The organism is bacterium, from assembly GCA_016708025.1.
In the GTDB taxonomy this organism is placed as follows: Bacteria; Zixibacteria; MSB-5A5; order GN15; family FEB-12; genus FEB-12.
Genome location: JADJGQ010000002.1, coordinates 1 through 12,382, shown reverse-complemented (window position 1 = coordinate 12,382; position 12,382 = coordinate 1). Strand labels below are relative to the sequence as shown.

13 protein-coding genes and 1 pseudogene are annotated in these 12,382 nt (G+C 55.8%); 8 read left to right on the top strand and 6 right to left on the bottom strand.

Going from position 1 to position 12,382, the window contains the following annotated elements:
• Window positions 1-23 precede the first annotated feature (23 nt).
• The 7 genes from IPH75_06495 (at window position 24) to IPH75_06465 (ending at window position 6,671) form a co-directional block, all read left to right on the top strand.
• Window positions 24-839, top strand: a complete 816-nt coding sequence (locus IPH75_06495; protein MBK7141709.1) for a carbon-nitrogen hydrolase — start codon at window positions 24-26, stop codon at window positions 837-839.
• A 23-nt stretch (window positions 840-862) separates the two neighbouring features.
• The gene (locus IPH75_06490; GenBank protein MBK7141708.1) at window positions 863-1,219 is read left to right on the top strand and encodes an MGMT family protein; all 357 of its coding nucleotides are present in this window, start codon (window positions 863-865) and stop codon (window positions 1,217-1,219) included.
• A 32-nt stretch (window positions 1,220-1,251) separates the two neighbouring features.
• Window positions 1,252-2,145, top strand: a complete 894-nt coding sequence (locus tag IPH75_06485) for an EamA family transporter (protein ID MBK7141707.1) — start codon at window positions 1,252-1,254, stop codon at window positions 2,143-2,145.
• Window positions 2,146-2,414: 269 nt separating this feature from the next.
• Entirely contained in the window at window positions 2,415-4,580 is a 2,166-nt protein-coding gene (locus IPH75_06480) for a thrombospondin type 3 repeat-containing protein (protein ID MBK7141706.1), read from the top strand.
• Window positions 4,581-4,708: 128 nt separating this feature from the next.
• Window positions 4,709-5,203 carry a hypothetical protein gene (locus tag IPH75_06475; protein ID MBK7141705.1) on the top strand — a complete coding sequence of 165 codons (495 nt, stop codon included), beginning with the start codon at window positions 4,709-4,711 and terminating at the stop codon, window positions 5,201-5,203.
• Complete coding sequence (locus IPH75_06470) at window positions 5,203-5,778, top strand: hypothetical protein (GenBank protein MBK7141704.1); 576 nt, start codon at window positions 5,203-5,205, stop codon at window positions 5,776-5,778. The genes IPH75_06475 and IPH75_06470 overlap by 1 nt, the downstream gene beginning before the upstream one ends.
• Before the next feature lie 83 nt (window positions 5,779-5,861).
• Window positions 5,862-6,671, top strand: coding sequence for a hypothetical protein (locus IPH75_06465; GenBank protein ID MBK7141703.1), 810 nt, complete (start codon window positions 5,862-5,864; stop codon window positions 6,669-6,671).
• Between the two features lie 736 nt (window positions 6,672-7,407).
• Here the strand turns inward: IPH75_06465 and IPH75_06460 are convergent.
• The 5 genes and pseudogenes from IPH75_06460 to IPH75_06440 all read right to left on the bottom strand — a co-directional run bounded on the left by IPH75_06460 (window position 7,408) and on the right by IPH75_06440 (window position 11,680).
• A pseudogene (locus tag IPH75_06460) lies at window positions 7,408-10,665 on the bottom strand (efflux RND transporter permease subunit).
• A complete protein-coding gene (locus IPH75_06455) occupies window positions 10,662-11,006 on the bottom strand; it encodes a hypothetical protein (protein ID MBK7141702.1) in 345 nt (114 codons plus the stop codon). The pseudogene IPH75_06460 and the gene IPH75_06455 overlap by 4 nt, the downstream one beginning before the upstream one ends.
• A gap of 71 nt (window positions 11,007-11,077) precedes the next feature.
• Window positions 11,078-11,365, bottom strand: a complete 288-nt coding sequence (locus IPH75_06450; protein MBK7141701.1) for a hypothetical protein — start codon at window positions 11,363-11,365, stop codon at window positions 11,078-11,080.
• A complete protein-coding gene (locus IPH75_06445) occupies window positions 11,362-11,583 on the bottom strand; it encodes a hypothetical protein (protein MBK7141700.1) in 222 nt (73 codons plus the stop codon). The genes IPH75_06450 and IPH75_06445 overlap by 4 nt, the downstream gene beginning before the upstream one ends.
• Window positions 11,534-11,680 (bottom strand): hypothetical protein, encoded by a 147-nt coding sequence (locus IPH75_06440; GenBank protein ID MBK7141699.1) that lies wholly within the window; start codon window positions 11,678-11,680, stop codon window positions 11,534-11,536. The genes IPH75_06445 and IPH75_06440 overlap by 50 nt, the downstream gene beginning before the upstream one ends.
• A gap of 189 nt (window positions 11,681-11,869) precedes the next feature.
• On the opposite strand from IPH75_06440, the gene IPH75_06435 reads away from it, so the two are divergent.
• Window positions 11,870-12,040, top strand: coding sequence for an ArsR family transcriptional regulator (locus IPH75_06435; protein ID MBK7141698.1), 171 nt, complete (start codon window positions 11,870-11,872; stop codon window positions 12,038-12,040).
• A 122-nt stretch (window positions 12,041-12,162) separates the two neighbouring features.
• Here the strand turns inward: IPH75_06435 and IPH75_06430 are convergent.
• Window positions 12,163-12,382, bottom strand: a 220-nt coding sequence (locus IPH75_06430; protein MBK7141697.1) for a hypothetical protein, incomplete at its 5' end; no start/stop codon positions are given.

Sequence of the window (12,382 nt, the reverse complement as noted above, 5' to 3'; positions counted from 1 at the left end):
ACCCCATTCGTGAGGGCATACTTGTGAGGATCACTATCATTCAGTTTGCACCGGCTTTGGCCGACCTGCAAGCCACCCTGCAAAGCCTGGACCGTCTCATGCCTCAGGCGATCGGCTCAGATCTGGTCGTCCTGCCGGAACTCTGCAATTCAGGATACAACTTCACTTCGCAGGAACAGGCGTGGGCAAGTTCTGAATCCGTCATCGATGGCTCCTTCACCGGCTATCTCCATGCATTCTGCAGACAGCATAACTGCACGATCGTCAGCGGCCTTAACGAGCGCGATGGTAAACAGCTCTACAACTCGTCGATCCTGCTCACTCGCGATGGTGTCATGGGCAAGTATCGCAAACTGCATCTCTATTTGAACGAAAAAGATTTTTTCCAGCCCGGCAATCTCGGCGCGCCCGTCTTTGAGGTGAATGGCGCCCGCATCGGCATGTTGATTTGTTTCGACTGGTGGTTTGGCGAAGTCTGGCGTCTGCTTGCCCTCAAAGGCGCGGATATCATTTGCCACCCCGCAAATCTCGTCATTCCCGGCAAATGTCAGCGCGCTGTTCCCATTCATGCCATGACCAACAGAGTTGCGGTCGTGACCGCCAACCGGATCGGTTCCGAGGGAGGCCTCAACTTCACCGGCCTTTCGGTCGTCTGCGATGTCCGCGGAAATGTCATTGTCACCGGTCCGGAGAGGGAAGAAGCGGTGATCACCGTTGATATTGATCCGAGAGAGTCGCGCGACAAAGCAGTCAACCCCCGCAACGATCTGTTCGCGGATCGTCGCCCCGATATCTACGCGCCGATCATTTCAACCGGTCAAATAGAGAAACCGCGGTGACGAAATCTCCTGTCGTCAAAGCGATCTGTCAGGTGATCCGCAAGATCCCGCGCGGAAAGGTTGCTACCTACGGTCAGGTCGCCGCAATGGCCGGCAATCCTCGTGACCCACGGTCTGTCGGGTGGGTGCTACATGGCTGCTCCGAATCCGAGAAACTCCCCTGGTTCCGCGTTATCAATCGCGAAGGGAAGATCTCGCTCCCGCCGGGCGAAGGGTACGAAGTCCAGCACAGTCTACTCGAAAGCGAAGGGATCTACTTTGATTTCCGCGACCGTATTGACCTGAAGAAATTCCAATGGCAGCCGGAAATCGCCGTGGCTCCGGCGAAGAAGAAATCTGCGCCTTCAACCAAAAAGATCCCACGCAGGAAACCACGGTAGCGCCGCGCCCCTCTGTCTAGTAAGTTACGCCAATGAATCAATCCCCCTCTCGACGACTGCAGTTTTGGTCCGACACCGGACTTTTCTATGCCGCCCTTATCTGGGGAACGACCTTTGTCATTGTCAAATCAGCGCTGACCGGCGTCGATGCCGTCACTATGGTCGGCTATCGTTTTCTGATCGCCGGTGGCCTGTTGTTGGGCTATCTCCTGATCAAGCGTAAGCCGATTCTCCCCAATTTCCGCGAAGGGTTTTTCCTCGCCATTATTCTTTGGACACTTTATGTCACGCAGACAGTCGGTCTGAATTACACCACCGCCTCAAACTCCGGCTTTATCACCGGCCTGTTTGTTCTCTGGGTGCCGGTTTTTCTCGTGACCCTCTTCAGGCGTCGCCCCACTGTGATGGAGATCATCGCCTCGGTCATTTCGCTGGTCGGTCTCTGGATACTCACCGGCGGCCTGAAAGAGGTGAACATCGGCGACCTCCTGACAATCGTCGCATCAATGGCCTACGCCCTGCACTTGCTCCTCTCCGACAAGTACATTAAGGCCGGTGTCGACCCGATCGCCATCAGTTGTCAGCAGTTTCTGTTGGTTGGCCTGGGCAGTATTGCCATGACCGCGATCACCGGGCGCTCTTTCGATGTCACCACCAATGCTGCCTGGGGTGCGATCATTTTCCTCGCCCTCTTTCCGACACTTTCTGCCTTTGTCATCCAGATGTTTGCTCAGCGCCACACGTCACCACTCCGTGTGTCACTTATTTTTGCACTGGAGCCGGTATTCGCGGCGGCGGCGGCCTGGACAGTCGGGGGAGAGCAGTTCACCATGCACAGTGGCATCGGCGGCGCATGTATTGTCATCGGCTTAGCCCTGTCGGGTATCCAACTCCCGAACAAGAGTAAGTCAGGTTCTGTTAGTTGATTCTCCTCGTCTCACTCATTTTCTCCTTGCAAACGAAGACATGGCACGCTACGTTATGTCTGGAGTGAATGACTGATCGGGTAAGTTTCGCCAAGCTCCGTCGTCACTATTTCACCACTCCATTTTAAGCGCTCAATACACCATCGAAAGCTTCACCGGATCACTTCCGTGCATTTTTTGCATTGATCGTTCCGGCGACCATGAACTGAGTCTTCTGATATACAGATGTATCTTCAACCTTCACCGGTTCCCCAACCGGCGTTCATCTCATGGAGGTGAAAAAAATGGTTCGCCTGATTCTCTCATTCAGCAGAGTTGCCGCGATCATCTGCTTCCTGGGTTCAGTGTCGCTGGCTAACTCACCCGTGGCTCCGGGACATCCACCCGGGTCCGAACAAAACAACACAGCAGTCTCCTGGAACGAGATCAAACCGGGAGAGATCTACACCCTTTACAACAATCATTTGCCAGGCCTTTTCCAGGCGGTGACGATTGACTGGGCATGGTCACCGGCTTTCGGCGCTTCTGGTTCCTGGCTGCCAATGGGTGTGACCGCGCCGCCCCCCTATCCTAGCTACTGGAACCCTTCACTTGGCTCTGCTCCAGGTGGTGGATTCATGATGGGCGGCACTGCCTTTGGACCAGGACAGCAATTCACGCCGATCGGAAACGCGGTCTACATGTCTGGAAGTCTTGGCGGTGGCGCACCGTTCGCCGCACCTTTTCCGATCAGTATCAGCCCGGCAATCAATCAATGGTTCGACTACACTAGTCTTTCCATTGTTGATGTCCCTGGTATCCCCGTTCCAATGATGGGTGAGGCTACTTATGCCTGGGTGCAATACACCGACATCGATGGCGACCCCAACGGAGACTTGAACTTCTACAATGATCCTGCCGACCTTGCCGCTATCTGGTCCTCCTCCACAAATCTGCTTGGCGGACCTTTCCCCTATCCGGCACTTTCTCCGCCCGCCCCAGTCATGCCGGGCATGCCCGCATGGCGCGTATCTGCAGGACATAAGCCAGCCCTCGATTTTGCCGGCCCAGCCGGAACCGGATTTCTCGCTCCCGGCGCGACTTACTGTATCTGGCGCGACATTCTGGCAGGTAACATCGTGATGTCTTGGAACCCGACTCCTACCGGCGGTGCGCCATGGTCCCTGCCGGCAATCATTACCGGTGGAATTCTTCCTGTACCTCCCACACTCGCTCCGGGAATCGAAGTCGCCAATACGGTTGACCTCGCGATTGACAAGGGTGTTGCCGGCGGATGTCCCAGTTATGTCTATATTGTCTGGGATGCTCCCGGTCCGACCGGAACCGATATCGATATCTGGATGACCGTCAGTCCGGCTGGCGGAGCTCCCGGATCATTCCTCCCGCCGATGCGCGTCAATCAGGACCCGGTTGGTAATGGACGCGATCAATGGGCGCCGACGATCACTCTCGACCGCAACACCGGCGCGGTGATAGTCAGCTACAACGACCGTCGCAATGACCCGGCCAACAACGCCGTCGAGATCTGGTCATCCATCTCGCGCGACTGTGGCGTTACTTTCCAGGATTGCATACTCACGCGCAATGGTCCATTCCCGCCGGTTAGCACCATTCCGCGTCCTTTGGGACAATACATCGGGTCCTATTTCGATTCGGATTTCAACCTGATCAATCCTTTCGGCATCGTCTGGAACGATGGCCGCAATGGTGTCGATCAGGATGTGATCTTTGAGAATGTGTTCGCCTGCGATACCGACAACGACGGTATCATCGATTCGCTCGACAATTGCGACTTCACGCCCAATCCCTCGCAGGTCAACTCCGATCTCGACACGCTTGGCGATGCCTGCGACAACTGCAGAGCGGTAACGAACAACAATCAGCTCGATACCGATGCCGACACCTTTGGTGATGCCTGCGACAATTGCCCGACCATCTCGAATCCGACTCAGCTTGATGGCGACCTGGATGGAGTTGGCGATCTGTGTGACAACTGCCCCACTGTCTCAAATCCAACGCAGTCTGATGTCGATTTCGATCTGATCGGCGATCTGTGCGACAATTGCCCCAACAAATACAACCCGTTGCAGGAGGATTCTGATGGCGATGGTGTCGGCGATTCCTGCCAGACAGTCAGTTGCTGTGTTGGCACCACCGGCAATGTGAACGATGGCGTTATTGAAACGCCTGACCTGTCGGATCTCTCTCTGCTCATCAGCTATCTGACTATTGTTCCGCGACCGGTTCTGCCATGCCTGCCGGAAGCGAACGTCAACACCACAGGCTCTATCGACCTGTCTGATCTGTCGCTCTTAATAGCCTATCTGACACATTACATCCAATCCCTCAGAAATTTCTCCTCTCCCTCTGGGAGAGGGGGCCTGCTATCGGCGGACGGTGAGGGCGCAATTTCCCCCTCGCATCCCTGCAACTGAACCGTTACCTTACCGTAAGTATGGGAGGCTGTGCTTCGCACGGAATCAATGGATTGCTTCGCTACGCTCGCAATGACTTTGCGCGGCAGACGTCCTCGTCTGCCCGAGTAAACATAAGGGAAACCAGAATGCGCCACCTTCGCACCATCTTTGCAATCGCGCTTCTCATCAGCGCCACCCTCGCCGGATCATCCGTCGCCCAGACCGACACCACCGGCGACACCCTCACCGCACTCGAAGTGCTGAATCTCCAGGCGGACACGCTTGCGACTTTCGTCACTTCACCCATCGCCAAACAATTCCTCGCGGCGGTCCCCGATCTACCGTCGATCGAATCCCGCGTCGTTTATGTCAACAAAACGACCCGCTCATACATGTCCGAAGCTGAATACAAAAAAGCCACAGACACGTCCAATGTCATTGCGAGGAGCGAAGCGACGAAGCAATCCATTGAAGGCTACGAAAGACGCGATGTCGGCGAAGAGTTCTACTACTTCACCCGCTATGGCACACCGCTCGCCTTCGCCCGCGCGCTCGACCTCGTCGGCATGGCCGGCCTGGCCAAACTGATTCCGCCCGTATTGCCGACTACGGCTTCGGTTCGATCGGTCATCTCCGCCTGATGGCCTCCTGCGGCGCGAATGTCACCGGTATCGAGGTTGACCCGCTCCTCAAACTGCTCTATGCGCAGCCTGCCGATGCCGGCTATATCGCGCGTGCGCGTGTGGCAGGTCAGGGAGCGCCGGGACACCTCACGCTCGCATTCGGTTCATTCCCCGCAGACAGCGCGACGCGCGCCACGGTCGGCGATGGTTACGATCTCTTTATTTCCAAGAACACGCTCAAGCATGGGTACATTCATCCCGAGCGCGAGGTTGACCCGCGCATGCTGGTGCAGTTGGGTGTCACTGATTCCGCCTATGTGAAAACTATCTACGATCTGCTTAAGCCGGGGGGATATTTTATGATCTACAATCTCCATCCGAAACTGAGCGGGCCGGACGAGAAGTATGTGCCGTGGTCCGATGGCCGCTGCCCGTTTACGCAGGAGCTGCTCGAAAAGACCGGCTTTACGGTGTTGGGGTATGACGTCGATGATACCGAACCTGCCCGCGAGATGGGGAAGTACTTTGGCTGGGACAAAGAGATGGACTACGCAAAGGACATGTACGGCCAATACACGCTGGTGAAGAAGTAAAAGGGGGGGACGAAGGAATGCAGAGTGCCGCCAAGGCTTGGCGGCACTATTTTGCTCTCCCGAGTTCCAGAATGGGAAGTTAAGTGACGAACCGAGTTCTATCGCGCGTTATAATTTTACTGTTCATCCTGTTTCACTCCGTCTGCGGTATGGATGGTGCACAGAAGCCAGTGAACGTGAGGCTTCTCGACACCGCATCGATTTCCGCCAAGATCGAATCCTACGTGTTCCCTGATGGGAATCCTGAATTTTCTTTGTCCGACGCCACTATTACTCGCGGGACATACTCTGATTCGACGCTTCCTTTCCTGAGTTCCGCTGTTTTCGGCAGACTTGTCATTCGAACTCAAGACGTACACTTCAAAGTGATGCGAAGAGAGCAGATAAATGGCGATAGCGTCACTTTCACATCGCACTATGGTTTTGAAGCGATTGTGGACGAATTATCAGGGAACCTCATGCAATTCCACCATGCGGCAACCTGCAGCGATTGCGTTATACCGCCAAACCCACCAGTGGCTGATGCTGAGCGACAATTGTGGATGGGTTTCGAAAGATATTGGGGTTTCCCTGCTGAAGCACCAGTTATAGGACTGGCGCAGATATTGGGCGGCGATTTTGTTGTGGCTGTTCCAAGCGATATGCTCGATTTGACCGCACAATACCTGCTATATGGGCGTGACAGTACTGATGCAGTTCCGGCTTGGGTGGTCACTTTGAAAGGTGTTAATCTAAGTAGCATGGTGGGAATTGGAGCTCGAACAACGCAACCGCCTGGACAATTATCGGTGTTGAGGACTGTCTTTAGCGCACTGGACGGTCGTGTTCTAAGATGCAACAACCGTCCCCATATGCCAGACGAATGGAGACCACAGGATTCAACATTGAAGTAGAAGTACGGTTCCCCCCCGTATTACCCCCGCTAGCGCTCCTGAACTCCCCCCTCTAGTAGAGGGACCATCTGATGCTTCGGCGGCAATCTGATATCGAACCAAAACGCAACGCCTGCCGCCAAAGGTCAATCGATTCTCCCCCAACAACCTGATGATTCCACCCCGGCACCGCCTCGAGTACTCGTAGGTCAGGCGCGGTCGACAAGCCATGCGAGGTCGATTATCTGCGCGCCTGACATTGTGGAAAGTTGATAGGTTGGAAATTGCGATAGAAGATGTCAGGTCCGTCTTTTCCTCTGCTTCGCATCGGGGCGGACCTGACCTACAAGCCAAACCTCAACGCCAGCCGCCAAAGGTCAATCGATTCTCCCCCAACAACCTGATGATTCCACCCCGGCACTGCCCGTGGATCCTGAATCAAGTTCAGGATGAGGCAGGAGAGAGGGGATGAGGCGGTGGGGAGAGATGAGGCAGTGGAGATGGATGAGCATAAGAAAGGCGAGTCCGTTTCCGAACCCACCATCTTAATGCTATTGCTACTTCACCCCTCGTCTTCGCTCGGGGCGACGTTATTGTACGTTCGGGACGATACTACACTACGCTTAAGCCAGACGGTGTCTGGGCGGTTTCCCACGAGAAATGGTGGAATACGCATTGGCACCATTTGTTGTCCTGAGTCCACGGTCCCTTGGACCGTCGAGTCGAGCGAAGACGAGACCCGATATAACCACACCCGTTACGCCACCGGATACTGCTTCTTATGCCCGACATAATACAGAATCGGGACCGCCACACGGCTGATCGCCAGCGAGGCGATCTCGCCGGCCATCAGGGCGATCGCCAGTCCCTGGAAGATCGGGTCGAACAATATCACTCCTGCGCCGACAATCACCGCGCCGGCCGTAAGCAACATCGGACGGAACCGCACCGCGCCGGCATCGATCACCGCTTCCGCCAGCGGCATCCCTTCCTTCAGACGAAGCTCAATGAAATCGACCAGAATGATTGAGTTTCGTATGACAATTCCCGCCCCCGCCATAAATCCGATCATCGAGGTCGCCGTGAAAAACGCCCCCATCGCACCATGCGCCGGCATGATCCCAATGAGCGAGAACGGAATAGCCGCCATCACGATGATCGGCGTCAACAGCGACTGGAACCATCCCACCATCAAAATGTAGATCAGGATCAGCACCGCGGCGAACGCGATTCCCAGATCGCGGAAAACTTCTATCGTGATGTGCCACTCACCATCCCACTTGAGCGCCGGCTCAAGCGTGGAGAAGGGCATCGCGGCGTTGAGGATCTGCAGTTTGTTTTCTGTCCCGCCATACTGGATCATCTCAAGCTTCTCCAGCTTTTTGTTCATATCCATGATGGCGTACACCGGCGACTCGATCTCACCCGCGACATCGCCGATGATATACGTCACCGGCATCAGGTTTTTCCGATAGATCGTTTTCTCCGCGATCGTGTCAATCACCGTCACCAGTTCTCGCAGCGGCACCAAGGGGGCATCGGCGGCATTCGCCGACTGAACCGTGTTCGGCATCCGTATCTGCAGGCCGAGAATATCCGCCGCGGAGGTTTTCTGCGCGCGGGGGAGTTCCAGTATTAACGCGACATCTTCGCGCTCATTGTCGCGATGTCCGATATCGACCTGTATCCGCTGACCGCCAGCTTCACCGACTGCCCGATCATCTCCGCAGTGATGCCGTGGAGTGCCGCCTTTTCATGATCGATCGTGAAAGTCAGCTTTGGCTGATCCATCTCCTCGTAGGCGTCAACATCAACCACGCCGGGCGTCGATTTGAAGATCTCCTCGACCTTGCGCGAAAGCGCGGTCCGGGTGGAATCAGTCGGCCCATAGATCTCCGCCACCAGAGTCTGCAACACCGGCGGGCCGGGTGGTACCTCGGCGATCGCCACCGCCGCGCGATACTTCTTCGCGATATCATCCACGCGCGGGCGCACCCGCTTGGCGATATCATGCGACTGGTCGGACCGTTCACCCTTTCCGACCAGGTTGACCTGGATATCCGCAGAGTAAGAGCCGCGCCGCATGAAGTAATGTCGCACCAGACCGTTAAAATTGAATGGCGATGCATTCCCCGCATAGATCTGGTAATCCGTTACCTCGGATTCTTTGGCGATTGCTCCGGCGATCTCGCGTGAGGCCTGGACAGTCTCCTCAAGCGAACTCCCCTCCGGCATATTAATGATAACCTGGAATTCATTTTTGTTGTCGAACGGGAGCATCTTCACCTGCACCCAGCCGATCCCGACCAGCGCCATCGCGCCGACCAGCAGCACAGTGATAGTGGTCAGGTAAATCATGCGGGTTTTCGGCTTGGTGATCAGCTTGGTCATCTGACGGCGATATGCGCGCGTTGACCAATCCTCATTGGATGCATCATGAATGATATGTTCTTTTGATTTTCCCCATTTGAGTACACGGACTGCCGCCCATGGTGTGACGATAAATGCGACCACCAGCGAGAAGAGCATCGCCGCGGTGGCGCCAATCGGGATCGGCCGCATGTATGGCCCCATCAATCCGCCGACAAACGCCATCGGCAGCACTGCCGCGATCACCGCCCAGGTGGCAAGGATAGTGGGGTTGCCTACCTCGGAGACGGCATCGATCGCGATCTTCGCCCAATTCCGTCCTTTGTTCTGCGCCAGATGCAAATGCCTGGTGATATTCTCCACCACCACGATCGCATCATCCACCAGAATACCGATTGAGAAGATCAGCGCGAAAAGCGTAATACGATTGAGCGTAAATCCGGCAAGATAAAATACAAGAAGTGTGAGCGCGAGAGTTGATGGTATCGCCAGCGCGACAATGATCGACTCGCGCCATCCCAGCGCCAGCAGGATGAGCAACGACACCGAAAAGACCGCGATCATCATATGGAACAACAGCTCGTTCGATTTCTCTTCGGCTGTTTCGCCATAGTGGCGGGTGATGGTCATGTCGACATTTGACGGGATGACTTTCCCTTCGAGAAACTTCACCTTCTCCAAAACATGTTCGGCGACCTGGATCGCATTGGTCCCGGGACGCTTGGCGATTGAAAGCGTGACCGCCGCTTCCTCTTCGTGATGCGGACCGGTCGCAGCCCCTGAACCAAACAAGACCACCTGATTCAGCTCTTCCGGACCATCGATGATCTTCGCAACATCGCGAAGATAGATCGGGGAGTTGTTGTAGACGCCGAGGACGACCTTTTCCGCATCCTCTTTGGAGCGGATGAATCCGCCGGTCTCGATCACCACTTCCTGATTGTTGTATACCAGCGACCCGGCCTTGTTCTGGCGATTTGCCTGACGGAGCACCGGGATTATCTGTAACGGGTCAAGTTGCCGTGCGGCGAGCGCTTCCGGATCGAGCTGAATTCGGTATTGACGGCGGAGTCCGCCGATGATGTTTGTCTCTGAGACATCGCGCACCTGCTTGATCTGATCTTCGACCTCGGCGACAACGCGCCGGAGCGAGTAATGATCCAGTTCCGCGCTATGGAAAGTCATAGCAAGGATCGGGACATCATCGATCGAGCGGGGCTTCAGCAGCGGGAAAGAAACATTTGGTGGAATCTTGTCGAAATTGGATTGGAGTTTCTGATTCAGCTTGACCAGACTTTTCTCGACATCCTCACCGACGAGATATCGCACGATCACCAGCGCTTCTTCGGGGCGGAGAGATGGAGTAGACATATTCAACTCCGGGGATCTCCCAGATCAGTTTCTCCATGGGAGCGGTGACACGGTTTTCGACTTCCTTGGCGGTGAAGCCAGGGACCGAGACCATAACGTCAACCATCGGCACCTTGATCTGCGGTTCTTCTTCGCGGGGGAGCATCGCCACCGCAAAAGCGCCAAGCAGTACCGAAGTCAAAATGAGCAGTGGGGTCAGTTTGGAATTAATGAACCCCTTCGCCAGCATGCCGGCGAGGCCGTGGGCCGGAACTGTGTGATGTTCCTGGCTCATGGCTGGACCTCAACTTTGTCGCCATCGACCAGACCGGTCAATCCACGCGTCACGACCAGGTCGTGGCTCTCCAGTCCGGCAAGAATCTCGATCTTGTCGCCAAGGGAACGTCCAGTTCGGACAAACTTAAGCACCGCGACATTCTCCGCATTAACGACGTACACCAGCTCGAGCTGTCCACGACGAACCAACGCTGCGGTGGGAATGTAAATCGACTCATCCCCTCCCACCGAAAGAAGCAGCCGACCGAATTGGCCGGGGCGCGCGATCGAGGCTGGAAGATCGATCTTCACGATAAACGACCGGGTCACCGGGTCTGCGCTGGGGGAGAGCTCCTTCACCGTGCCGGTGATGGCGGTGTCCAGCGATGATATTTCACCTGCACCTGATCGCCGATAGCGATCTTAGTGCGCTATGATTCCGGAATGGTGACCACAAACTGCGGCGCTGATTCTTCCTCGAGAGTGAAAAGCGGCTGGCCGGGTATCGCCAAATCGCCGACATCAACCATCTTGCGTGTCACGACTCCGGAGAAGGGGGCGGTGATTGTCGCGTAGCTCATGAGCGCTTCGGCTTCATCGAGATTCGCTTCTGCTACCGATGCCCGCGCCTTGACTGCGTCAAACTCCTGTTTGGTGACGGCATCTTTGTCCAACAGCGACGTGTAGCGGGTCAGATCCAGATCGGCTTGCTCCTTCACGGCGCGCGCCTGCTGAACGCGGGCCTGAATTCGCGGGTATCCAGTTCGGCCAGTGTGCCGCCTCTGTTTACCCGACTGCCGATCACCACCGGGATCCGGTCGATGCGCGCCTGGACTTTGGTGCTGAGGTCGGCGGTGTTGCGGGCGCGGACTGTCCCCATGATCTCGTCATGCGCGCCGGTAGTCAGACGGTCCGCTTTGACCGCGCTGACCGGCATGAGTTCCGGTTGCGGTATTCGCCGTCTGTTCGCTGGAACTACATCCGGTGAGCGCCGCGGCGAGCAGCAATCCGGAAAGTAACAGGGTTGTTCTCATACCTCTTCCTTTATGGTCAACTTTTTTTTTGTCGGCTCTTGACAAACAGATAAACATATAGTTATATATAAATGTGCCAACAAAAAAAGCAACAGATTTTTCGCAGATGCCCGAGCAAATGCTCGAACTGGTCGCCGGATGCTTCCAGGCATTGTCCGACCCGACCCCGGCTTAAAACTCCTGCGGGCCTTGAAGTCCGGGGAAAATCGGTACTGGGATCTGGTCGCGCTGTTCGACTGGACCCAGCCGAATATCTCCCGTCACCTCGGGATCCTTGCCCGCGCCGGTATGGTCAAAAGACGAAACAGGGGTCTTTCGTCCTCTATTCTATTGCCAATCCGAGGTCTTTTCGTTGTGTGACAATGTTTGCTCCACGTCAATCGGGTGCTCAGCGGCTACGCCGAAGAAAAGGACTGAAAAGTAGTCCGGTTTTCTGGACCGCTCCTCTATTATAGTATAGAGTAGCAGAGGAGTGAACCGCGCTATCGGTTCTGCGCGGACGCAGTCTGCCGGTCGGGCAGAACCAGGCTGATCAACGGAGCAGAGATAAGGGAGGCGAGCATTCCGATCGTCCCTGCCTGCGGTGAGGGGGTCCCACCAATATACAGCCCGACGCAGAGCGCCAGGCTGACCACCGATGATGTGATCGCCGCCAGTTTGGAGGTCCGTTTCCAGAGAAGACCCCAAACGAACGGTCCCAAA